The organism is Candidatus Megaera polyxenophila, assembly GCF_029982035.1.
GTDB classification, from domain to species: domain Bacteria; phylum Pseudomonadota; class Alphaproteobacteria; order Rickettsiales; family Rickettsiaceae; genus Megaera; species Megaera polyxenophila.
The window spans coordinates 910,103-932,529 of sequence record NZ_CP104166.1 but is presented as its reverse complement, the minus strand read 5'-3'; the positions used below and the strand labels follow the sequence as shown (position 1 = coordinate 932,529).

Below are 22,427 nucleotides of genomic sequence, written 5' to 3'. Positions count from 1 at the left end.
AGAAGTGTTCGCCATAATGATGTTATCTAGGCGTTGATAATAATTCATTGGTTCTTATTAATAACAATGGCGGAGATAAACCGTAATAAACTTGCCGCAGATTCATACATTTATTGCAATTATAGCAAAACAGAGGATCTATTTTAAAATTCAACCAAATCATTAATCTCCAACTAATGAGCTTAGTTTTCTTATGAACGATTTGATTAATTGCCTTATATACGATAGGTAATTGTACGCCCCTAGTTCTATTAGATAAAAAACCGTAATACCTAATCATTCGAAAATAACGATCTGGTATATGCATAATCAGACTAGCTATGAACTGCATCACGGGCATAGTTATGCGATCAATTGTATTATTATAGTGATCAAGAAATTTAAACGTTACCTGCTTTCCGTCGTAATTTTCTATTCTTGTCTCGGAAATAGGGGGCGTTTTATATACCGCCCTAAATATTCTATGTTGCGTTTATGATCATCCGATGGTTTTTGTAAATAAACATACCAACTGATTTCGTATAAACTACTCATCCAGTTATTAAAATTCTCAGCATTTTGATATGCGGACGGCAACTTCAAATTACTTGAGATATATTGAAAGCGAAATAACTCAAGGACTCTATGTCTCCACATTTTTTTAATAGGTTCGGCAGGAAAAAATAATTTTTGCCACTTGCCTTTGCTATTTATACCGCCGCAAGTAACCGATAAATGGATATGAACATTGCGTTTTAAATCTCTACCGAAAGTGTGTAAGGCAGTAAATATACCAACCACAAGATTTTTCTTTGTATTAACCCACCAATTAAATACCCGACATAACTATTGCCAAGAAGGAAGGAATTTGTATAATGCAATAATGTCAAAAAGTGAAGATTTTAGGAAATTATCAATAAGCGCACAAGCGTCGATGAGAAAGATTGCTCTAAAACTAGTAAAAAGAGGAGAGAGTCAATCGTCGGTAGGTGAATTAATAGGAGTGAGTCGCCAGACAGTAAATGAATGGGTAAGGAGGGAAAAGAGAGGCGACAAGTACGCAATTAGTGGGAAGTTAAGAGGTAGAAAGATAGGAGAGAAAAGGCTTATAACCGAAGATCAAAGTAAAATAATACAAGGGTACGTAAATATCTCTAGACCAGAAGATCACAATATCAAATCAGCATTATGGTCAAGAAAATCAGTTAATGCACTCATCAAAAAACATTGTGGATTTTTTCTTCCCCTAAGTACAATAGGCGAATATTTAAGAAGATGGGGGTATACTGCACAAAAGCCAAAGAAGTTAGCATATGAGCAGCAACCCAAAAGGGTTCAATTTTGGTTAGATGAAGAATATCCGTCAATAGCCAAGCAAGCAGAATATGAAAAGGCAGAAATACATTGGTGCGACGAAGTAGGGATAAAACAAGAGTGTCAGGTATTACAAAGCTATTCTTTAAAAGGAAAAACCCCTGTTGTGATTCATAAATCGAAGAGATTTAGTATAAACATGATATCCACTGTTACAAATAACGGTAAGCTAAGGTTTATGCTGTACGAAGAGACACTAAAAACAAATGTATTTATAGAATTTTTACGGAGGTTGGTAAAATACTCCAAGAAAAAAATCTTCTTAATCCTAGATAATCTCAAGGTTCATCATAGCAAAAAAGTACAAATATGGACTCGGAAACATAAAAAGAAAATTTCTTTATTTTTTCTGCCTCCGTATACTCCGCAACATAATCCGGATGAATATTTAAACAACGATTTAAAAAGAAATGTAAATAGGAAACATATACCTCTTACAAAATCTGAACTCCAAGGGAATTTAAAATCTTACCTAAGGACTCTGCAAAATAACCCAGAACATATCAAAAGATTATTTCAGGCGAAAGAAGTAAAATATGCCGCCTAAGTCGGGTATTTAATTGGTGGGTTAATAGCTATCTCCTTAATAATTCCTGCTGCAATACCGGAAATCAATCCAAACAGATCACGATTGAGCCAAAATATCGGCCATAAAGAGTCCGGCATTGTAAATGTAATGTGCTGCCATCGTGTTTTTGGTAGAACATTGCTAGCCTTACTCACCCATTGATCCGTTTGTTTCTTACCACAACGAGAACAAAACCTACCTTTACAGCTGAATGCTAACGATTTATTGCGGTTACAATCACGGCAGCTATAACGTTTAAATCCTAAATATTTCGTTCCACACGATATAACTTTAGTGACGTTGAAAATAATGCCGTATCTTAGCTTGCCGTATTTTTTAGCGAAATCGAGACCAATTACCACGGTCTAGAAAAATATGTTTTATAGATATTCCTTTACCGACTATTTCCATAAATTACTTATAGTTAATGTTTTCTTACCAAGGAATCTTTCTTCCTTTGCGTTCTAAATCAAATTCTTTACAATCAGGGCAATAGTAAACAGAATTATACTTATGATTGGGAGATATTTTTCGCAACATTATCCAGAAAGCCTTGGCTATTTCCTTATCTCCTTCGGAAAAAATCTTTTTGATCCTGCTGTAAGGAATTGCTTGCTCTTTAGAAATGGCCTTAAGAGTTTTTACCGCTAATTCATTGACCAAATGCTGCTCAGAGTGCAAGTTACTCATAACTCAATTATATATTATCTTATGTATGTCTAACATTCAGTCTTTATAACTCAAGTTAAAACAAATCAAATACCAGTATTATAATCCTCCATAAATATTTATCGGTCAAGGGTATCTTCTTTTAAGCTGCCACCGATAGGTGGCTTATCTTGTAGTATAGGAATTTCAAAATTTGTAACCAGAAAAATTGTTAATCAAAACTTTGAAAATTCGTTTAATAAAATGTAGTTACAAGCCACAATATTAGAAATTATCAACACTTTTATAAAAATCTCTGCCAGAATCTATCTAAAAATAGGTTCAGTTTTACAAATTATGTGGCTAAGACGTGAAAGAAGTGTTCGCCATAATGATGTTATCTAGGCGTTGATAATAATTCATTGATTCTTATTAATAACAATGGCGGAGATAAACCGTAATAAACTTGCCGCAGATTCATACATTTATTGCAATTATAGCAAAACAGAGGATCTATTTTAAAATTCAACCAAATCATTAATCTCCAACTAATGAGCTTAGTTTTCTTATGAACGATTTGATTAATTGCCTTATATACGATAGGTAATTGTACGCCCCTAGTTCTATTAGATAAAAAACCGTAATACCTAATCATTCGAAAATAACGATCTGGTATATGCATAATCAGACTAGCTATGAACTGCATCACGGGCATAGTTATGCGATCAATTGTATTATTATAGTGATCAAGAAATTTAAACGTTACCTGCTTTCCGTCGTAATTTTCTATTCTTGTCTCGGAAATAGGGGGCGTTTTATATACCGCCCTAAATATTCTATGTTGCGTTTATGATCATCCGATGGTTTTTGTAAATAAACATACCAACTGATTTCGTATAAACTACTCATCCAGTTATTAAAATTCTCAGCATTTTGATATGCGGACGGCAACTTCAAATTACTTGAGATATATTGAAAGCGAAATAACTCAAGGACTCTATGTCTCCACATTTTTTTAATAGGTTCGGCAGGAAAAAATAATTTTTGCCACTTGCCTTTGCTATTTATACCGCCGCAAGTAACCGATAAATGGATATGAACATTGCGTTTTAAATCTCTACCGAAAGTGTGTAAGGCAGTAAATATACCAACCACAAGATTTTTCTTTGTAGCTATCTCCTTAATAATTCCTGCTGCAATACCGGAAATCAATCCAAACAGATCACGATTGAGCCAAAATATCGGCCATAAAGAGTCCGGCATTGTAAATGTAATGTGCTGCCATCGTGTTTTTGGTAGAACATTGCTAGCCTTACTCACCCATTGATCCGTTTGTTTCTTACCACAACGAGAACAAAACCTACCTTTACAGCTGAATGCTACCGATTTATTGCGGTTACAATCACGGCAGCTATAACGTTTAAATCCTAAATATTTCGTTCCACACGATATAACTTTAGTGACGTTGAAAATAATGCCGTATCTTAGCTTGCCGTATTTTTTAGCGAAATCGAGACCAATTACCACGGTCTAGAAAAATATGTTTTATAGATATTCCTTTACCGACTATTTCCATAAATTACTTATAGTTAATGTTTTCTTACCAAGGAATCTTTCTTCCTTTGCGTTCTAAATCAAATTCTTTACAATCAGGGCAATAGTAAACAGAATTATACTTATGATTGGGAGATATTTTTCGCAACATTATCCAGAAAGCCTTGGCTATTTCCTTATCTCCTTCGGAAAAAATCTTTTTGATCCTGCTGTAAGGAATTGCTTGCTCTTTAGAAATGGCCTTAAGAGTTTTTACCGCTAATTCATTGACCAAATGCTGCTCAGAGTGCAAGTTACTCATAACTCAATTATATATTATCTTATGTATGTCTAACATTCAGTCTTTATAACTCAAGTTAAAACAAATCAAATACCAGTATTATAATCCTCCATAAATATTTATCGGTCAAGAGTATCTTCTTTTAAGCTGCCACCGATAGGTGGCTTATCTTGTTTTGACAAATCATATGCGGCGATAACGTCTTACCAAAGAGGAGTTTTATCCCCTAATTCTCCGCTATATTGGGCAGGAGTTTTGCCCTTTAATGACCCATGAAGGCGCGATAATTATAAGAAAACTGCTATTCTTTTAGTTGATTTTTTAAGATTTCAAAATTTGATAAATCTGTATTAGCATAAAATTCCCTAAGATCAGTTTGTTGGGAACGTTCAACTTTTCCATTATATCAAGTCGACAACTATAGATGATGAAAATGGTGAAGGTAGAACTTTTTACGTGACCCACCCATTTCATCCTTTAAAAGGAAAAAAATTTGCTCTCATTACAATAAGATATATTTGGGGAGAAAAAAGAGCCTATTACTACGATGAAGATGCAGTGTTAAAGGCGTTGCCTTTATGCTGGACAGATTTAATACCACAGAAGATCCCTATATTGCTATTGCTAATAGGAGAGTACCATTTCGTATAGAAGATTTACTCAAACTAACAGGGATAATAGAAAATTTACAAGATAAAAACACAAAATTATAAAATAAGTGTAAAATAAATTATAGCATAAATGTAAATCAAATTATGATACTAAAGCTATGTATTTATATTAATATAGCATAATTAATATTATAAAACATAAAGGTAAGCTTATGATATCAATGGAGAAAATGAATCAATTACGGCAATGGAGAGTTCTAAACATTCGGCCGCAAAATGTTAAAGATCCGCTATTTAATCAATATCAATTTTTTGACCCATATGACCTATTACAGGTTAAGTACGAGATGTTACGGCATGTACATATTGATGGGTGGGGAATTACAAAAGCTACTTCTGCTTTTGGGTGTTCCAGGCCAACTTTCTATAAGATAAATAGCTTATTTAGAGAACAAGGATTAACCGGTTTATTACCGCTAAAAACAGGTCCTAAAGCAGCATATAAATTAATACCGGAAGTAATTACCTTTATTCAGGATAGGCGTTCTATAAAAGAATTAACTTGGAAAGAAATTGTAGCTGAAGTAGAAAAACAATTTTTTCCTATGCATGTAAGTACAGCACAACGAGTACTACGGGAAAAAAAATAGTAATGCCGACTCCGGAATATATTGCTGGTTTAACAACAGGTCAATTGAGGACTATGAAGCTCTACGAAATAATGTTGTTGGTGGTAATGTTCTTTCCATTAATAGCAGTTTTGAGGATTTTTATAAACTTGGTATGGCATCGTGGATCCATTTAAGGTCTTCATATTATGGTATCAAACCAACACAAAAGGGTAATACTGAAGTATTTAAAAAAGACCTACCTAGTGAAGTAATTATGGTTATTGCAAATATGATAGAAGGAAAAAATGATGCACCAATTACACAGTAAAATAACAACAAAGCACTTAGATAGAGAAGCTTATCTGTACATTCGACAATCCAGTTTAAAGCAGATGCAAGTAAACCAAGAAAGTACTAAGCGGCAATATGCTTTAAAAGAAAGAGCTATTGGTCTTGGGTGGACCCTTGACCAAATTACTGTTATTGATCAAGATCAAGGACAATCTGGTGCACAGTCAGTATTACGTGAAGGTTTTCAATATCTGGTCTCTCAAGTTAGTTTAGCAAAGGCCGGTATTGTTATGGTGCTAGAAGTATCCAGATTAGCACGTAATTCATCTGATTGGCATCGTTTATTAGAATTATGTGCATTAACAAACACATTAATACTTGACGAAGACGGCGTTTATAACCCTTGTGATTTTAATGATCGGTTAGTATTAGGGTTAAAGGGAACTATGAGTGAGGCAGAACTGCATGTTATAAAGGCGCGCTTACGTGGTGGCACGCTTAACAAGGCAAAACGTGGTGAACTTAAGGTACCATTACCTATCGGGTTTGTTTATAATTCAAAACAAGAAATTATTCTAGATCCGGATGAGCAGATTCGTACTTTGATTTTACAACTATTTCGCTGTTTTGAAAGATTAGGTACAGCCTGTGCTGTAGTCAAAACATTTGAACAAAATGGCTGGCTTTTCCCTCAAAAGCTTGTTCGAGGTATAAATAAGGGAGATATATTATGGGGTAAAATAACTCATACTCGAGTGTTACAAATTTTACATAATCCACACTATGGAGGAATTTATGCCTTTGGTCGTAGACAGGTGAAATATTTAGCCGGTGGGGAAATGAAGCCACGCCTTATGCCTAAAGAAGAGTGGCATGTTTTTAAGGTAGGTGCACATATAGGGTACATCACTGCTGAGCAATATGAGCAGAATCAACAAAGGTTAAAAGATAATATGCAGCCATTTTCTTCTGATAGAAATCAGGGCCCACCTAGAGAGGGTAATGCTTTATTACAAGGCATGCTATTGTGCGGGTATTGTGGGCAACGTATGACAATTAGGTACCATATGAAAAACTGTCAGCCATCCCCGGATTATGTATGTCAAAGAGAAGGTATAAAACATAACCAAACTATATGCCAATCGATTATTGGAGAACATATAGATAAAGCTATAGAAGAAATGATCATCAATATGATGAACCCGGTAACTCTAGAAGTGTGCATGGCAGTTCAAAAAGAATTAGAGCAACGCTGGTTAGAATCCGATCAGCTTTGGCAGCAGCAGTTGGATCGTGCTCGTTATGAATCTGAACTTGCTAGGCGGCGCTACATGAAAGTAGATCCGGATAATCGCTTAGTTGCTAGCGGACTAGAAGCAGATTGGAATGATAAATTAAGGTATTTAAATAACCTTTATGATGAGTACGATAGCTACTCAAAACAAAAAATCAATGTTATTACCAATGAGCAAAAAGAAAAACTATTGGAACTTATTAACCCACCAACTAAATACCCGACTTAGGCGGCATATTTTACTTCTTTCGCCTGAAATAATCTTTTGATATGTTCTGGGTTATTTTGCAGAGTCCTTAGGTAAGATTTTAAATTCCCTTGGAGTTCAGATTTTGTAAGAGGTATATGTTTCCTATTTACATTTCTTTTTAAATCGTTGTTTAAATATTCATCCGGATTATGTTGCGGAGTATACGGAGGCAGAAAAAATAAAGAAATTTTCTTTTTATGTTTCCGAGTCCATATTTGTACTTTTTTGCTATGATGAACCTTGAGATTATCTAGGATTAAGAAGATTTTTTTCTTGGAGTATTTTACCAACCTCCGTAAAAATTCTATAAATACATTTGTTTTTAGTGTCTCTTCGTACAGCATAAACCTTAGCTTACCGTTATTTGTAACAGTGGATATCATGTTTATACTAAATCTCTTCGATTTATGAATCACAACAGGGGTTTTTCCTTTTAAAGAATAGCTTTGTAATACCTGACACTCTTGTTTTATCCCTACTTCGTCGCACCAATGTATTTCTGCCTTTTCATATTCTGCTTGCTTGGCTATTGACGGATATTCTTCATCTAACCAAAATTGAACCCTTTTGGGTTGCTGCTCATATGCTAACTTCTTTGGCTTTTGTGCAGTATACCCCCATCTTCTTAAATATTCGCCTATTGTACTTAGGGGAAGAAAAAATCCACAATGTTTTTTGATGAGTGCATTAACTGATTTTCTTGACCATAATGCTGATTTGATATTGTGATCTTCTGGTCTAGAGATATTTACGTACCCTTGTATTATTTTACTTTGATCTTCGGTTATAAGCCTTTTCTCTCCTATCTTTCTACCTCTTAACTTCCCACTAATTGCGTACTTGTCGCCTCTCTTTTCCCTCCTTACCCATTCATTTACTGTCTGGCGACTCACTCCTATTAATTCACCTACCGACGATTGACTCTCTCCTCTTTTTACTAGTTTTAGAGCAATCTTTCTCATCGACGCTTGTGCGCTTATTGATAATTTCCTAAAATCTTCACTTTTTGACATTATTGCATTATACAAATTCCTTCCTTCTTGGCAATAGTTATGTCGGGTATTTAATTGGTGGGTTAATAGTAAAAATTTTGCTTTAATTTGGTATTCCAGTAATACTCCAATGAAAGAGCGTAAAAGAATGCTACGCTTGTTAATAGCAGACATTACATTAAAAAAAACAAAATATAATATAGAAGTTCATGTTCTCTGCGCTGGAGGACAGATTAAAAGCTTATTATTGCCGTTGCCAAAAAACGCATCTGAAATTAGAAAAACTAGTCCGGATATAATCAAGGTAATTATTGAATTAACAAACCGACATACTGATTTAGAGATTGCAGAAATATTAAATACGCAGGGTTATAAGCCTTCATGTAGTGATACATTTAATGTAAGAATTGTAAAAGGACTTCGACACCAATATAAGATTAAAAGCTACTACGATAAACTTCTAGAAAAAGGATTGCTTACCGCTGGAGAATTAGCTATAAGTTTAAACCTTAGTACAGCTACCATTTATAAGTGGTGTAAGCATGGATTAATTACAGGTTATTTAGCTAATAATAAGGATACATACTTATTCGAAAAACCATCCAATACTGAATTACTAGTTAAAAAGCAAGGTTCGCCTATAACAAAAAGAGTTCAAATAAAAAAGTGATTGAGCAATGAAAAGTTTTATGTTAATCATTTGAAATGAGGTGCAGTATGAAACACGACGTTTATGCTCCGGCTTAAAAACTTTAGTCGGGTCTATTGTAAAACCATAAAACCTTGATAATTCTGAATAAGTCTCATTTAAAGTAGGGTCATAAATATCAGGTTTAATGACCCCGGCTTTTAAATTATCCAATATTACCCTACTCGGTACACCACCAAAAAAGTTGAAAGCATTTACATGGAGCTGAGCCCAACTAACCTGGTCCTGTGAAAAAGCAAACTCTACGTAACGATAACGACTATGGGACAGCGTCATTACAAAAGCATAAAGTTTTCTATTTTTACCATTAACATCCTGCATCTTGCCAATATAACCAAAATCTACCTGAGCTTCTTGACCTGGTTCAGTCTTTATATGAATAGTATTCTTGGGTAGCTTAGGAAAAGCTTTTTGAATATATCGGTTAATACTCCGATTACTTACTTTGACGCCTTCTGCTAATAGTAAACGCCGAATTTGGGTGTGGGTTATACTTCTTTGTTTTAGCCAGTTCCCTATTGCCTCATTATATTCTGCAAGAATTATCATTGCAGATGCTCTATGTATAGGTTCGTTCTTATATAATTTTTCTTCAACCTTGATCGCTATCCTGTTTAATTCAGAGTCACTAGCTAAAATACTGAGATTTTCTTGTTTTGCTAACTCAATATATTTTCTTATTGTATCCCTGGATAGATCAAATGATCTAGCTATCTGTCTTTGGCTATTACCTTTGATGTGCTGGTACAGCACTTCTCTAATTGTTGACATACTATATTTCCTCATTCAATTTAATTTAAACTCTAATTTAATTAACAATAAGTTATTAAATTAGCATTGTTTTCTTCTGTTGAAAGTGGACTTCTCACCTGGCGCAGGGGTGGACTAGTATGCTTGGCGCAGTTCCTTTTTTAGTGGCCTAAAATACCTGGCGCACAACATCTAGACATTAGTTCTACAAAACGGTTATAACTTAAGGCATTCGGAAAATCGTTTTTGTGGATATATTCTATACAAGTTTTGTAAAAATATTTAAAGTTCTTTGCATGAGACGTATTATACATTACCATGATCGTCATAATCTCGCTCAAGCTCATACTACACAAGCGATTTCGCTGTTTATTGCCAGGTAATAATTGCTTTTTTTCGTAACCAGAGTAAATTTGGTAAAAATCATCTATAAAGCTGTACAATTCCGTGATATCTTTTTTCATGCCTGTGGTTTGCCATTTTTTGTTAAAAAAGAGCTTTATCACAGGCATCACCATCTTGCAACCCTTGTATCTACTATATATTTATGCAATCCTTATCCCGAACTGGGGTGTTTTGATATTTTGCTTTAGAATGAACTGCTTGTGCATCGTTTTAAGACAATTTGAGTTACCACGCCAGTAATAATCATCATCAAGTTTTGTAAGTTCTGCTCGCTCCGAAAAATCAGGAGGATAACTACTACATAAATTTTTATTAACAACCAAAGCAGTTAGTAAAGTTGTTTCAGTATCTTCATTTATAGCGTCAACATTAGCTTTGAATCTTAACAACACCCTTACTTTCATAATATTATTTTCTTTAACTGCTTCAAATAATTGCTCGGTAAGAGATATTTTCAGGAGTTTCGCACTTAGCAAAATTGCATATCGTCTAATAGCCATCTGATATTGCATTGGATAGCTGTTTTTATAACGTCCCAAGTTTGTTGATATAAAGTAATTTTTTCATTTATCCTCCTTTTGTTCATTTCAAGCCAAGCAAATACGGCAAGGCAAATATGGTTTCGTTGAGCCCGACCCGTGCGTGCCTGACAGCGTTCAATACCACAAGTTTGCTTTAATTCTCGATGATAAACTTCTATAGACCAACGTGCTTCAACAATTTTCTCTATTTGCTCACGTGTTGGATTTGACATGTTAGTTGTTATGTAATCAACGCGGCCATTTTTTGCCATGAACTTAAATACCGTAACCCAACCGTATCCACGTAGATGAATTCTTAGCCCCTCATCGGGAATCTCCAAACTTTCCAAGCTAACATTACGATTAACCTTCCTATTCTTCCTTAGGTTGGTAACCCATATCCAACCTAAATCACGTATATGTTTCAAATTCTCTAAGCTGCTATACCAAGCATCCATTACTACAGCCTCAGGATTGATACCCCTTTCCTTAGCCAAACTAAGCATATCACAAAAATGATCATTCTTTGTTTTTCCGTCGGTTTCTTTATCATAAACCCTATAATCTACAGGGATAGATTGGTCAGTCTTTCTATCATAATGCAGCAGGTTTACCATTCCTATACCGGGAATAACATCATGTTCGGCTCCAGAATATTGATAATGCACAAGTTCGATCTTTTTGCTATATTGCTTTGATATCAAAGTATCATCACCTACTAACAGGCAAGGAGAATCCTGATCAATATATTTCGATACCTCTTTATAAATCTCGCCAAGACGGAAATTCTGACTATTTAACCAACGACTTGCACTATCATGGGACAGAGCGACGGGACTTACTTCCGATAGCGCTTTGCCGCTATATCTCACGCTACTTGCTTGCAAAAATGATTTGTACAAATTCTTACTGCACTTCGATCTTGCCATTCCTTACTGAAAATATTTTTTTTTCTAATCTAACATTTTTTCCTCAAGTGCGAAACTCCTGATTTTTTCATGTTGAATAGCAGCTGCTGCATTTGAACTTAACATATAAACCTCATATATTTTTATTATTTTAATTCTTTAATAGCTTTTTTTAAACGAATTATTCCAGTTTCAATTAAATCAGAAGGGCAAAAAGCAAAACTTAAACGCAAAAAGTCTGATTTATGATCGTTAGATTGAACATGAAAAGCATCTCCAGGTAAAAATGATACTTTATACTTTTCTAATGCTAACAAAAAAAGTTCATTAATATCAATACCTGGCAATCTTACCCATATAAAAAAACCACTATTTGGTATAGTAAACTGCATTTCAGGAATATGCCATTTCAGTGCACGAACCATTATATCTCTCTTTTGTTTATAAGTGCTTCTAATTAAGTTTAAATGCTCAGATAAGCCAAATAAGAAGACAATATATGTTGTGCTAGAGTAGCCGTATTAATATCGATCCCTTCTTTTAATATCTCTAGTTTTTCTATTAATTCTTCCGATACAATAATCCAACCCACTCTAGTTGCAGGAGACAGTATCTTAGAAAAGGAACCTATATAAATTACTGATTTACTACAGTTAGATCTTAATGGTGACTCTAACTTTTTGTAATTAATAAACCCATAAGCATCATCTTCTACAATCGGTATTTTATAGGAATGTGCTATATTTATAAGCTGAAGACGCTTTGATTTAGTTAAACTTGTTCCCAATGGGTTATGCCCCTCAGGTATTGTGTAAATTAATTTTGTATTTATATTTTTCTCTAAAATCTCGTTTAAATTTTGAATAGCTATAGTATTTGTATTGTCTAAAGATACCGGGACTATATTTGCTTGTAGTGATTTTGCTATTTGAATGAAACCTGGGTATGTTAATTCATCTGTAATGATTCGTTTGATACCATTTAAAGCTACGAATAAAGCTGTGTTACCATCTTTATTCGTAGCACTAACATCAGCATTGGCATCTAGCAACATACGAACTATTTCTGCATTTTTACTACATATCGCCATGAGTAGCTTCTCTGAAATTGCTATATCTTCTTCCGCCATAACATACCGCTCCTCAAGCGCTCTATTGATATCTTCATTACTATACATCTTATTACCCCACTCGTGCTAACTCCAAATATCATCGAAGACGATACCTGGCTTCCTCCTAACTTTATATGTTCTATTACTCTTTCTCTTAAATCTGTACTGTACGATCTCATCGTCATTTTTATTTCTATTATAACTCATCCCATCCCTAATTCAAACTAAATTACTATATAACCAGCCACCTTTGACTGATCATATGCTAGACACACGGTACCACTATACTTCAAAACTTAATTTGCGATACTAAAAATTTTATTTGGGTTAATATATTACCGTGACTTACATTATCCATTTCAATTAATTTAATATTAGAACAATTACTCACAATTTTATCTATATTATTATATTTTAGCGTAAATAAATACTTATAAAGTGTTCTAAAATCAATCGTATTAAATCTTGTATCTTCAGCCATAGCTTTAAATAAAAAGATCTGGGTATTGGCTAAAGAAGAAGATATTTTTTGCTTACTAAGATCAGTCTCTATATCCATATTTACAATAACTCTATCTATATATATTTTTTCAAGATTTTGCTTTATTAAATAATTTCTAAATTCGCACTTTATTTTTTCAAGATCAATTTTACTTTTTAAGCTTAACAAATAATCATCATTCAGAATTGTATCCAATAAATAAACTCTTATTTTATCATATCCTTTCTTTTCTAAAATAGATGCTATCTCCAATGCTATCTGCCCTCCCAATGACCAACCAAGTAATATATACACATTTTGGTTAGTACTAAGCATTATTTCCTCAATATATGATAAATAATATTGAGCTAATTCATTTAAATTAACAATTTTATATGAATTATATAAATTATATGAATCTACTCCATAACAGCTAAAATCATCATTCAATGAAGTAGCTAACTCACTATAAACTTCACATCCTGCATCTCCAGGATGGATCATAAATATATTTGGCTTATTAACAGTAGTATTAAGCTTTACAATAGTTTGATATTTATCTTTATACTGCATAATTTTGGTTACTAATAATTCAATGTTTTTGCAATTGAATATATCAACAACTTTTAAATAAGATTTATAAAAATTATTTAGCTTACTAAGTAATTTCAACGCTAAGATACTATCGCCACCCAATTTAAAGAAGTCATCTCTAATCCCTATTTTATCTATAGGCACACCCAGAACTTCTGACCATATACCACAAACCCTACTTTCTAATTCATTACGTGGCGCTACATAACTATTCTCATCACTTCCAAACTCAGGATCCGGTAATGACTTCCTATCTATTTTACCATTAATCGTAAGTGGTAACTTATCTAAATATACCAATATACTAGGTACCATATATTCAGGTAAAATCTCCGATAAAAACTCTTTTAATTCAGTAACAGATGGAGTAAATTCTCCATGTACTATATACGCTATTAACTTCTTATTATAATCATTATCTCCTTTAGCTATAACCACAGCTTGTAAAACGTCACCATGCTTTTCAATAGCACTCTCTATTTCTCCAAGCTCTATCCTATATCCTCTAATCTTAACCTGAAAGTCATTACGACCTATATATTCTAAATTACCATCAGGTAACCATCTAACTAGTCTCTCCGTCAAAACTCTCTACCCCTGAATTAGAAGGGGTTTCATGTTATAAATGGCTTACGAAATCCATAAGAAAATGTTATAATTAGCGCATAAAGCTTATGGATTTTAAAGTATATGCCTATAGAAAATATTAGTTTTTCTCAAAAACAAGAAAGATTATTTGGTGAAAAATTATCTATACAACTAAATCGCAAAAACAAATTATATAAACTGAGAGATTTGGTAAATTGGTCTGAACTTGAAGCGCTGGCATTAGCTAAGGTTGAAATCAAGCAATTCGGTAGAAATAAGAAGGATCATAGAGTAATGCTAGGACTATCAATGCTGCAAGCTATGTATAACGGTTCTGATTCGTTTACGGAGGAAGAATTAAAGGAAAATATATATTGGCAATATTTTTGCGGCTATGAGTATATGCAACAAGATATTGACGTATCGGAGGCGACTATACGTAGATTCCGCAATGCTCTGGGAGAGGAAGGATATAAAGAGATTCTAAAAGAGCTTTTGCGTATAGGACTGAAGGTCGGAGCACTCAAAAAAAAAGACTTGGAATCGGCGATTATAGATACGACTGTACAGATTAAGAATATCAAACATCCACATGACGTACATTTAATGGAGACCGCAAGAGCAAAAGTAGTAGATCTCTGTAAACGACTTGGTATTTCGCTTAACGAGACATACGCCAAGAGTTTTAAATATAAGACGATCAAGCTTTGGAAGTACAAGGAAGATAGTAAAGCAAGGCAACGTAGAAAAATAATGATAAGCTTAAAAGTCCGCTTAGGTAGGTTGATCCGTATATGCTGGAGAGGTATAGAAAAATCAAAATTAGAACTATCTGCTGAGGATAGCGCCATTTTTACGAGAGTTAAAAATATTCATGCCCAGTCTGTGCTTAAGAAAAAGGACAAGGATATTTATAAAAAAGAGCATAAGATAGTCTATAGCTTTCATGCTCCGGAGGTAGAGTGTATCGGCAAGGGTAAAATGAATAAACCTTACGAATTTGGTAACAAAGTCGGGATTGCAGTAAGCGGCCGAGGCAACTTTATTCTTGGGGTTAAATCTTTTCACGGTAACCCCTACGACGGACATACTTTAGATCAAACGGTATCGGAGCTGCGCAAGCTAAGTCCGGAGACTAGCAAAATTTTTGTAGATCTTGGTTACACCGGCCATAACTTCAAAGAAAAAGGCAAGGTTTTTACCGCCAAGACCAAGAAAGCTTTATCAACCGATGACAAAAAGATGCAAAAGCGGAGAAGTGCAATTGAACCGATAATAGGTCATCTAAAGAATTTTGGTCGTATGGGTAGAAACTACCTTAAGGGAATAATTGGAGATATCGTTAATCCGCTTATCTCTGCCGTTGGCTTGAATTTGCGTAGAATCACTAATATTCTCAAAGAATCCACCGCATAATAATTTTCCGAAAATCTTAATAATTTAAGCAATTAGCATTGCTCAAGAGAGAATCATGAGTAAATTGTGAATTTTTGCCATCATAGCACCTAAATTTTATATTTTTGGTAAAAAAATACCCCAAAAAAATAAAAATGCGATGATTGACTTTTAAAATTATTAAAACTACATCAAAAATTTAGAATTTTGACGGAAAGACTATGTTGCCAAGCTAGTTATGTTGTGTTGAGTTATTGCACCCTATATCTCTGTACGTTTTATGAAACGAAGATAACATAATTAAGTACCCTAACTCAACGCTCCGACGACGCTCCGTATTATTTTATTTGTATTAAAGTGTAGCCAAAAAACTCATCAGGTCTTTATTGTCCCTCCAATGCGTTGGTGGCTTATCATTTGTAATATCACAACAAGCTAGTGCTTTTGCCTTCATTTCTAAATCTACCTCTGCATAAATATTTGTTGTGTTAATTGATACATGTCCGAGCCAAGCTCTGATTGTATTGATATCTACACCAGATTGCAGTAAATGAGTAGCCGTCGTATGACGTATTGTATGTGGGCTTACTCTTTTTTGGCTTATCGATGGTATTGTTTTGACGATCTCTTTGGTATAACGTCTGACCATGTTATGCACTCCAAAGCGAGTCAGTGGTTGCTTGCAGCGGTTTAAGAACACATGCTCATGTTTATCTCTATTAGCTATCAAACCTTGAAGTTCTGTAACAGTTTTTTGCCATAATGGACATCTTCTAAATTTATTAGCCTTGCCTCTGATGATAACAGTAGATAAATCTCTCTTTTGCACATGAGCTACACTGAGATCAGCTATTGTTAGCTGAGCCGCCTCATCAGCTCTAGTTCCAGTATTATAGAGGAAGAGTAATAATGCATAATCTCTCCTGCCTTGAGTAGTGTTAGTATCTGGGGCGGTTAATAGCGCATCCATCTCTGATTTATCAAGATAAGTTATCAATCTGTGCTCCGCTTTTTTAAAGGGGATTATCTGTACTTGTCTAGACCATTCTACATGCTCTGGGCTATTTAGCCCTACAAATTTTGCAAAAGCATGAAGTGCCGCAAGGCGTTGATTGCGCGTTGATAATGAACAATGGCGATCATTCTCGAGCGAAAGAAGAAAGGCTTTTATATGATCTGAGCTAATGTCATCTATAAGCAATTTATCAATGGCCTTTTTAGACCTACTAGCCATGCATGGCAATAGTAGCTTGAATGTATCGCGGTAACTTTGCTGTGTGTTTTTTGATAGGTTTCTGGTACTGATTAAATATTCTAACAAAAATCGTTTTATCCATATGCTTAAATAATTTGTATCTTTCATTGTTTTTCTCCTATTGTATATTTTTCAAAGCGTATATTAGCCTCCTGCAACAGATCATCCGTCATTGTCAAATAAACCGTCGTATCAGCAAGGCGTCTGTGACCAAGATAGGTTGATAATATTGGAAGAAGTTGTTGCACGTCCTTCTTCTCCCGATACCAACTTGTTAGTCTATGTACAGCAAAGCTGTGACGAAGATCATGCATTCTTGGTTGATATCTGCTAGTATCGTCTCTTTTAATCTTAGCCTTAGCTCTTATTCTTTGGAAAATATATTGCATTGTATTTATATTAAATGCCTGAGCATTTTTCCCTATAAACAAAGGGCTTTCTGGTGATTGTGGCTGCCTTTGATCTATCCTCCATTCTAAATATTTGGCAATGGTATCCTTAATTTGTATACTAAACGGTACTAAGCGGGACTTATAAAATTTAGATTGCTCTATTGTGATTACTGCATTCTCTATATCTATGTCCTGCAGAGTTAGAGACAGTGTTTCATGGATTCGTAGACCAAGAGCATAGGTCAAAATAAGTGCAGTCTGTACTGTGTATGGCAGAATGCAGCTCTTATTTTTTTGATATGTTAAGGCTGTATCAAAAAGTAGTTTTAGCTCACTTTGTGAGTAAATATATGGAACAAATCCTTGTGGTCTTTTTGGTAAAATAGATGGAAGTGGTACTTTGGTAACGTAATTGCGCGTCAATGCATACTGATAGAATCCGAAGAGTGCAGAATGCTTGGCAAACCAGCTAGATGTTACAGTTTGCGCGTCCCCGTAAAGAAAGCTGTTTATTTGCGCTAAAGAGATAGATTGGATATCTGTATTTGATTCCACTATCCTGCAAAAGGCTTTTAAGTAGTACGCATTGGTCTTAAATTTCTCACCTAAAGATTGCCTATAGTGGATATATTGAGTTACAAGTTGGTTTAGCATCATAATAGACCTCCCATATCAAATTCAGCAACTTTGCGCAAAGTTGTAAGATCAACCTTTGCATAAATTCTTGTGGTATCTAGAGTCCGATGCCCCAAATGATCACTTATTTCTTTCAGTGATATTCCTTCATTAATTAAATGAGTGGCACATGCATGACGAAGTGCATGTGGTCCATAATGTTTTATTGTAATATTCAGCTTCTTAAGCCTTTTACTGACAATTTGATACACTGCAGCCGATGATAAAAGTTTATAAGGCACGTACATAGACAAGAATATTTCTCTCGACGTGCGCAATTTTGGTCTGACGAGAGTTAAGTATCGTAAAATTGCTTCGCCAACGGTTTTAGAAAGAGGGAATGTCTGAGGTTTGCATCTCTTGGCACGCTGTAAATGAATCAACTCATTTTCCCAATCGATATCCTCTAAACGAAGATGAGTAACCTCACTGCATCTCATGCCATATACTGATAGTAGCATTAATATGGCATAGTCTCTGATGTCTACTAGACTATCACTGACACTATTTGCTAGTAACCTTTTGACATCACTCCAGTATGGTGCAGAAGGCAGTGACTCATCTCTATATACACGTGGTGCTTTAATAGTACTTGCCAAGTGTTTTGGACACCAGCCTTGATCCTCGGCATATCTCAAGAAGGAGCGCAGTATTGAAGCGTAAAGTTGCACAGTGCGTCTTGAGTGATGATCAATATCATGTTTGCCTATGATTATCTCATCTACGATGAGTGGTGTGAGCTTAGTAAATTCTTGCTGCTTCTGCTCAATACTGGTAAGAAAAATTCTAAGTTGATAAAACCTGGAAAGAATTGTACATTCGGACAGTCCTTGTTCCTGCCTCATGTAACTTATATACTGGTTGAGATATTCTTCAAATGAAATAGGCTGCTTGGTTTCCTGTAAACAACCTAGCATTTTAAACCACCTCGCAGCATTTCGAATAAATTGTCTTTTTGCAAATTTTGAATATTTGCTTTTCTTATGTATATTCTGTGGATCTCTTGTCCGGCGCCACCTCACTGCTGCTTCTTCAATTTCACTCAATGTTACTATCCTTACTTGATAAAAGTCTAAAAACTGTATGATGATCAATAGATACTGCGCTATTATACGAATGGTAGAAGTTACTGCTCCACAATCACTCCAATACTGTAGATACATCACCCTTTCCTCAACTAACGGAGCTGTCGAATGGCGGGCTATTGTATGAGATTGCACAAAAATCTTCTGGAACACTGGGATAACTGTTTTTACTGGGCGTTTTAAACGACATAGTTTTGCCAGCCAGTGAGTGGCATACCAAATAAAACGTTTTTTCCCAGTTTTTGAAAAGGCTGCCTTTTTTTGTGGGTTATTAGATTGATATCTAGCCCAGAGATCAGCAGCTACTTCAACTTCTTCTATAGTCACAATATCTGTAGTATCTAACTGTAGATACTCAACAATGCGTACAAGATATTGCGCGATAGTTGTGAGAGTGCTGTGAGCTTTACCAGCTTCATGCCAATACTGGAGATAATTTAAACGCTCCTCCAGCAATGGTGTGTTAATATGCTTTGTAACGTAATAGCTGCTTCTGAATAGTTGGTTAAACATGATCTTCCTCCTTTCTGGTTTATTGAAATTATGAACAACCAGTGTTAGGATAACCTACATCATGCAAAAATTATGTTGTTTAGATGATAATAAAGGGGTAAGAAGAATAAGGAATGTTGACCCAACACAACATAACTGGCTTGGCAACATAAGGCAGGAAGAATTGGATGTTTGCTGGTTCTGACAATGGAGGTCATACTGCAGCTGGTATATACTCGCTGATTGAAACCGCCAAGATGAACAACATCAACCCACATCTATACCTGCAAAAGGTACTAGCTACCATCCAGGATTATAACCATAAAAAAATTGCAGACCTCCTTCCTTGGAATATTATCCTGTAAAACTAATCTTTTGCAAGCCGGGTTCACCGTGGCATTACATTGAATCTGTATTTAATGTACTAAAAAACCATATGAGCTTAGAACACTCAAGGCACAGGTCACCTGTTAATTTTCTTGTGCATGTCTTAGCTTGTCTTGCTGGTTATGCTATTAAAAAATCTTCCTTAAAACTTGATGATTTAAGCAATTCTTATCCCCTTTTATCCTAAACTGGCATTATTATCCTATAAAACTAACCTTTTGCAAGCTGGGTCCACCGTGGCATTACGTTTTTTATCCTAAACTGGCGTTATGAACGCCGATATCATGATTTTAAAGAAAGGTAAAAGAGAAAGAAAATATGACAGTTGCACTTGTGGGTAATTGTTAGATTTCTCAGACGATTAGTAATCGTTCACTAATCACCCATGTAGAAAAGAAACAAGTCCTTCTGGTAATTTAGGATAAAACAGAGTAGAATGAGGAGGAGAAATAAAATACTTAATATCATCTTTTAGTACATACGCAGGAATAAAAACAGCCACTTCTTTAGAGGTATTTATTAACTTATCCTTGCTTGACTTATAATCCATGTTATAGAAATTCAATTTTCTATTGAAATAATTTATCTCATTATTAAGTAACTCAAGAACTTGTAGTCTTAGGAAAAACATTTCCGATCCTTCTACTACATATATAGTATCATCAATTTTTATATAGATCTTATCAGATATATTAATTGTTTCCATACAATTAAGCTTCTTTATACTAAAATTTTTATTTAAACTAGAAAGTAATCTAGTCTCTCCGTCAAAACTCTCTACCCCTGAATTAGAAGGGGTTTCATGTTATAAATGGCTTACGAAATCCATAAGAAAATGTTATAATTAGCGCATAAAGCTTATGGATTTTAAAGTATATGCCTATAGAAAATATTAGTTTTTCTCAAAAACAAGAAAGATTATTTGGTGAAAAATTATCTATACAACTAAATCGCAAAAACAAATTATATAAACTGAGAGATTTGGTAAATTGGTCTGAACTTGAAGCGCTGGCATTAGCTAAGGTTGAAATCAAGCAATTCGGTAGAAATAAGAAGGATCATAGAGTAATGCTAGGACTATCAATGCTGCAAGCTATGTATAACGGTTCTGATTCGTTTACGGAGGAAGAATTAAAGGAAAATATATATTGGCAATATTTTTGCGGCTATGAGTATATGCAACAAGATATTGACGTATCGGAGGCGACTATACGTAGATTCCGCAATGCTCTGGGAGAGGAAGGATATAAAGAGATTCTAAAAGAGCTTTTGCGTATAGGACTGAAGGTCGGAGCACTCAAAAAAAAAGACTTGGAATCGGCGATTATAGATACGACTGTACAGATTAAGAATATCAAACATCCACATGACGTACATTTAATGGAGACCGCAAGAGCAAAAGTAGTAGATCTCTGTAAACGACTTGGTATTTCGCTTAACGAGACATACGCCAAGAGTTTTAAATATAAGACGATCAAGCTTTGGAAGTACAAGGAAGATAGTAAAGCAAGGCAACGTAGAAAAATAATGATAAGCTTAAAAGTCCGCTTAGGTAGGTTGATCCGTATATGCTGGAGAGGTATAGAAAAATCAAAATTAGAACTATCTGCTGAGGATAGCGCCATTTTTACGAGAGTTAAAAATATTCATGCCCAGTCTGTGCTTAAGAAAAAGGACAAGGATATTTATAAAAAAGAGCATAAGATAGTCTATAGCTTTCATGCTCCGGAGGTAGAGTGTATCGGCAAGGGTAAAATGAATAAACCTTACGAATTTGGTAACAAAGTCGGGATTGCAGTAAGCGGCCGAGGCAACTTTATTCTTGGGGTTAAATCTTTTCACGGTAACCCCTACGACGGACATACTTTAGATCAAACGGTATCGGAGCTGCGCAAGCTAAGTCCGGAGACTAGCAAAATTTTTGTAGATCTTGGTTACACCGGCCATAACTTCAAAGAAAAAGGCAAGGTTTTTACCGCCAAGACCAAGAAAGCTTTATCAACCGATGACAAAAAGATGCAAAAGCGGAGAAGTGCAATTGAACCGATAATAGGTCATCTAAAGAATTTTGGTCGTATGGGTAGAAACTACCTTAAGGGAATAATTGGAGATATCGTTAATCCGCTTATCTCTGCCGTTGGCTTGAATTTGCGTAGAATCACTAATATTCTCAAAGAATCCACCGCATAATAATTTTCCGAAAATCTTAATAATTTAAGCAATTAGC

Annotated in this window: 22 protein-coding genes and 4 pseudogenes; 9 read left to right on the top strand and 17 right to left on the bottom strand. The window is 34.8% G+C overall.

Features of this window, described 5'->3' with window-relative positions; all coding sequences use genetic code 11:
* Nucleotides 1-22: 22 nt before the first annotated feature.
* Nucleotides 23-780, bottom strand: a pseudogene (locus N3Z16_RS10945) (IS91 family transposase).
* Here N3Z16_RS10945 and N3Z16_RS04985 point away from each other — a divergent pair.
* Nucleotides 752-1,900, top strand: coding sequence for an IS630 family transposase (locus N3Z16_RS04985; protein ID WP_282485613.1), 1,149 nt, complete (start codon nt 752-754; stop codon nt 1,898-1,900). The pseudogene N3Z16_RS10945 and the gene N3Z16_RS04985 overlap by 29 nt on opposite strands.
* Here N3Z16_RS04985 and N3Z16_RS04980 read toward each other — a convergent pair.
* The 4 genes and pseudogenes from N3Z16_RS04980 to N3Z16_RS04965 form a co-directional block, all read right to left on the bottom strand.
* Nucleotides 1,897-2,283 (bottom strand): transposase zinc-binding domain-containing protein, encoded by a 387-nt coding sequence (locus tag N3Z16_RS04980; protein WP_282485612.1) that lies wholly within the window; start codon nt 2,281-2,283, stop codon nt 1,897-1,899. The genes N3Z16_RS04985 and N3Z16_RS04980 overlap by 4 nt on opposite strands.
* A gap of 73 nt (nt 2,284-2,356) precedes the next feature.
* On the bottom strand, nt 2,357-2,611 hold the full coding sequence (locus N3Z16_RS04975; RefSeq protein WP_282485543.1) for a hypothetical protein: 255 nt from the start codon (nt 2,609-2,611) through the stop codon (nt 2,357-2,359).
* Between the two features lie 355 nt (nt 2,612-2,966).
* Nucleotides 2,967-4,096: pseudogene (locus N3Z16_RS04970) on the bottom strand (IS91 family transposase).
* Between the two features lie 73 nt (nt 4,097-4,169).
* A complete protein-coding gene (locus N3Z16_RS04965; RefSeq protein ID WP_282485543.1) occupies nt 4,170-4,424 on the bottom strand; it encodes a hypothetical protein in 255 nt (84 codons plus the stop codon).
* A 435-nt stretch (nt 4,425-4,859) separates the two neighbouring features.
* On the opposite strand from N3Z16_RS04965, the gene N3Z16_RS10940 reads away from it, so the two are divergent.
* The 3 genes from N3Z16_RS10940 to N3Z16_RS04955 all read left to right on the top strand — a co-directional run bounded on the left by N3Z16_RS10940 (nt 4,860) and on the right by N3Z16_RS04955 (nt 7,439).
* A complete protein-coding gene (locus N3Z16_RS10940) occupies nt 4,860-5,054 on the top strand; it encodes a DUF5372 family protein (protein WP_410519609.1) in 195 nt (64 codons plus the stop codon).
* Between the two features lie 190 nt (nt 5,055-5,244).
* Nucleotides 5,245-5,664, top strand: coding sequence for a helix-turn-helix domain-containing protein (locus N3Z16_RS04960; RefSeq protein ID WP_282485611.1), 420 nt, complete (start codon nt 5,245-5,247; stop codon nt 5,662-5,664).
* A 266-nt stretch (nt 5,665-5,930) separates the two neighbouring features.
* Nucleotides 5,931-7,439 carry a recombinase family protein gene (locus N3Z16_RS04955; protein WP_282485610.1) on the top strand — a complete coding sequence of 503 codons (1,509 nt, stop codon included), beginning with the start codon at nt 5,931-5,933 and terminating at the stop codon, nt 7,437-7,439.
* On the opposite strand, the gene N3Z16_RS04950 is transcribed toward N3Z16_RS04955, so the two are convergent.
* Nucleotides 7,436-8,473, bottom strand: coding sequence for an IS630 family transposase (locus tag N3Z16_RS04950; RefSeq protein ID WP_282485609.1), 1,038 nt, complete (start codon nt 8,471-8,473; stop codon nt 7,436-7,438). The genes N3Z16_RS04955 and N3Z16_RS04950 overlap by 4 nt on opposite strands.
* 109 nt (nt 8,474-8,582) lie before the next feature.
* Between N3Z16_RS04950 and N3Z16_RS04945 the strand changes: the two genes are divergently transcribed.
* Entirely contained in the window at nt 8,583-9,122 is a 540-nt protein-coding gene (locus N3Z16_RS04945) for a hypothetical protein (protein WP_282485608.1), read from the top strand.
* Here N3Z16_RS04945 and istA read toward each other — a convergent pair.
* From istA to N3Z16_RS04910, 7 genes and pseudogenes are all read right to left on the bottom strand, one after another.
* Entirely contained in the window at nt 9,069-9,932 is an 864-nt protein-coding gene (gene istA, locus N3Z16_RS04940; RefSeq protein WP_282485607.1) for an IS21 family transposase, read from the bottom strand. The two genes, N3Z16_RS04945 and istA, sit on opposite strands and share 54 nt — an antisense overlap.
* Nucleotides 9,933-10,090: 158 nt before the next feature.
* Nucleotides 10,091-10,375: pseudogene (locus tag N3Z16_RS04935) on the bottom strand (IS982 family transposase); the annotation flags it as partial.
* 81 nt (nt 10,376-10,456) lie between these two features.
* Nucleotides 10,457-10,816 carry a hypothetical protein gene (locus tag N3Z16_RS04930; protein WP_282485605.1) on the bottom strand — a complete coding sequence of 120 codons (360 nt, stop codon included), beginning with the start codon at nt 10,814-10,816 and terminating at the stop codon, nt 10,457-10,459.
* The gene (locus N3Z16_RS04925) at nt 10,786-11,766 is read right to left on the bottom strand and encodes an IS701 family transposase (RefSeq protein ID WP_282485604.1); all 981 of its coding nucleotides are present in this window, start codon (nt 11,764-11,766) and stop codon (nt 10,786-10,788) included. Before N3Z16_RS04925 ends, N3Z16_RS04930 begins: the two co-directional genes overlap by 31 nt.
* A 125-nt stretch (nt 11,767-11,891) precedes the next feature.
* Entirely contained in the window at nt 11,892-12,170 is a 279-nt protein-coding gene (locus N3Z16_RS04920; protein WP_282485602.1) for an aminotransferase class I/II-fold pyridoxal phosphate-dependent enzyme, read from the bottom strand.
* Between the two features lie 38 nt (nt 12,171-12,208).
* Nucleotides 12,209-12,874, bottom strand: coding sequence for an aminotransferase class I/II-fold pyridoxal phosphate-dependent enzyme (locus N3Z16_RS04915; RefSeq protein WP_282485600.1), 666 nt, complete (start codon nt 12,872-12,874; stop codon nt 12,209-12,211).
* Nucleotides 12,875-13,145: 271 nt separating this feature from the next.
* Nucleotides 13,146-14,516, bottom strand: coding sequence for a phosphopantetheine-binding protein (locus N3Z16_RS04910; protein ID WP_282485598.1), 1,371 nt, complete (start codon nt 14,514-14,516; stop codon nt 13,146-13,148).
* Nucleotides 14,517-14,621: 105 nt separating this feature from the next.
* On the opposite strand from N3Z16_RS04910, the gene N3Z16_RS04905 reads away from it, so the two are divergent.
* Nucleotides 14,622-15,935, top strand: coding sequence for an IS5 family transposase (locus tag N3Z16_RS04905; RefSeq protein ID WP_282485558.1), 1,314 nt, complete (start codon nt 14,622-14,624; stop codon nt 15,933-15,935).
* Between the two features lie 331 nt (nt 15,936-16,266).
* Here N3Z16_RS04905 and N3Z16_RS04900 read toward each other — a convergent pair whose 3' ends face one another.
* Genes N3Z16_RS04900 through N3Z16_RS04890 form a run of 3 tightly spaced genes read right to left on the bottom strand, consistent with a single transcriptional unit; the run spans nt 16,267 to nt 19,834 of the window.
* Nucleotides 16,267-17,277 carry a tyrosine-type recombinase/integrase gene (locus N3Z16_RS04900; RefSeq protein ID WP_282485597.1) on the bottom strand — a complete coding sequence of 337 codons (1,011 nt, stop codon included), beginning with the start codon at nt 17,275-17,277 and terminating at the stop codon, nt 16,267-16,269.
* Nucleotides 17,274-18,218 carry a tyrosine-type recombinase/integrase gene (locus N3Z16_RS04895; RefSeq protein WP_282485596.1) on the bottom strand — a complete coding sequence of 315 codons (945 nt, stop codon included), beginning with the start codon at nt 18,216-18,218 and terminating at the stop codon, nt 17,274-17,276. Before N3Z16_RS04895 ends, N3Z16_RS04900 begins: the two co-directional genes overlap by 4 nt.
* A complete protein-coding gene (locus tag N3Z16_RS04890) occupies nt 18,215-19,834 on the bottom strand; it encodes a tyrosine-type recombinase/integrase (protein WP_282485595.1) in 1,620 nt (539 codons plus the stop codon). Before N3Z16_RS04890 ends, N3Z16_RS04895 begins: the two co-directional genes overlap by 4 nt.
* Before the next feature lie 167 nt (nt 19,835-20,001).
* On the opposite strand from N3Z16_RS04890, the gene N3Z16_RS04885 reads away from it, so the two are divergent.
* Nucleotides 20,002-20,178 carry a transposase domain-containing protein gene (locus tag N3Z16_RS04885; RefSeq protein ID WP_282485594.1) on the top strand — a complete coding sequence of 59 codons (177 nt, stop codon included), beginning with the start codon at nt 20,002-20,004 and terminating at the stop codon, nt 20,176-20,178.
* Nucleotides 20,179-20,216: 38 nt separating this feature from the next.
* Nucleotides 20,217-20,387, top strand: a pseudogene (locus N3Z16_RS11615) (IS982 family transposase); the annotation flags it as partial.
* 192 nt (nt 20,388-20,579) lie between these two features.
* On the opposite strand, the gene N3Z16_RS04875 reads toward N3Z16_RS11615, so the two are convergent.
* Entirely contained in the window at nt 20,580-20,906 is a 327-nt protein-coding gene (locus tag N3Z16_RS04875) for a hypothetical protein (RefSeq protein ID WP_282485593.1), read from the bottom strand.
* A 170-nt stretch (nt 20,907-21,076) separates the two neighbouring features.
* Here N3Z16_RS04875 and N3Z16_RS04870 point away from each other — a divergent pair, with 170 nt between their 5' ends.
* Nucleotides 21,077-22,390, top strand: coding sequence for an IS5 family transposase (locus N3Z16_RS04870; RefSeq protein ID WP_282485558.1), 1,314 nt, complete (start codon nt 21,077-21,079; stop codon nt 22,388-22,390).
* The last annotated feature ends 37 nt before the right edge of the window (nt 22,391-22,427 follow it).

Excerpts from the sequence above, each read along its gene's own strand:
- N3Z16_RS04975 (WP_282485543.1), bottom strand. The coding sequence starts at position 2,611 with ATGAGTAACTTGCACTCTGAGCAGCATTTGGTCAATGAATTAGCGGTA.
- N3Z16_RS04965 (WP_282485543.1), bottom strand. The coding sequence starts at position 4,424 with ATGAGTAACTTGCACTCTGAGCAGCATTTGGTCAATGAATTAGCGGTA.
- N3Z16_RS04960 (WP_282485611.1), top strand. The coding sequence starts at position 5,245 with ATGAATCAATTACGGCAATGGAGAGTTCTAAACATTCGGCCGCAAAAT.
- N3Z16_RS04955 (WP_282485610.1), top strand. The coding sequence starts at position 5,931 with ATGATGCACCAATTACACAGTAAAATAACAACAAAGCACTTAGATAGA.
- N3Z16_RS04950 (WP_282485609.1), bottom strand. The coding sequence starts at position 8,473 with ATGTCAAAAAGTGAAGATTTTAGGAAATTATCAATAAGCGCACAAGCG.
- N3Z16_RS04945 (WP_282485608.1), top strand. The coding sequence starts at position 8,583 with ATGAAAGAGCGTAAAAGAATGCTACGCTTGTTAATAGCAGACATTACA.
- istA (WP_282485607.1), bottom strand. The coding sequence starts at position 9,932 with ATGTCAACAATTAGAGAAGTGCTGTACCAGCACATCAAAGGTAATAGC.
- N3Z16_RS04930 (WP_282485605.1), bottom strand. The coding sequence starts at position 10,816 with ATGGCTATTAGACGATATGCAATTTTGCTAAGTGCGAAACTCCTGAAA.
- N3Z16_RS04925 (WP_282485604.1), bottom strand. The coding sequence starts at position 11,766 with ATGGCAAGATCGAAGTGCAGTAAGAATTTGTACAAATCATTTTTGCAA.
- N3Z16_RS04920 (WP_282485602.1), bottom strand. The coding sequence starts at position 12,170 with ATGGTTCGTGCACTGAAATGGCATATTCCTGAAATGCAGTTTACTATA.
- N3Z16_RS04915 (WP_282485600.1), bottom strand. The coding sequence starts at position 12,874 with ATGGCGGAAGAAGATATAGCAATTTCAGAGAAGCTACTCATGGCGATA.
- N3Z16_RS04905 (WP_282485558.1), top strand. The coding sequence starts at position 14,622 with ATGCCTATAGAAAATATTAGTTTTTCTCAAAAACAAGAAAGATTATTT.
- N3Z16_RS04900 (WP_282485597.1), bottom strand. The coding sequence starts at position 17,277 with ATGAAAGATACAAATTATTTAAGCATATGGATAAAACGATTTTTGTTA.
- N3Z16_RS04895 (WP_282485596.1), bottom strand. The coding sequence starts at position 18,218 with ATGATGCTAAACCAACTTGTAACTCAATATATCCACTATAGGCAATCT.
- N3Z16_RS04890 (WP_282485595.1), bottom strand. The coding sequence starts at position 19,834 with ATGTTTAACCAACTATTCAGAAGCAGCTATTACGTTACAAAGCATATT.
- N3Z16_RS04885 (WP_282485594.1), top strand. The coding sequence starts at position 20,002 with ATGTTTGCTGGTTCTGACAATGGAGGTCATACTGCAGCTGGTATATAC.
- N3Z16_RS04875 (WP_282485593.1), bottom strand. The coding sequence starts at position 20,906 with ATGGAAACAATTAATATATCTGATAAGATCTATATAAAAATTGATGAT.
- N3Z16_RS04870 (WP_282485558.1), top strand. The coding sequence starts at position 21,077 with ATGCCTATAGAAAATATTAGTTTTTCTCAAAAACAAGAAAGATTATTT.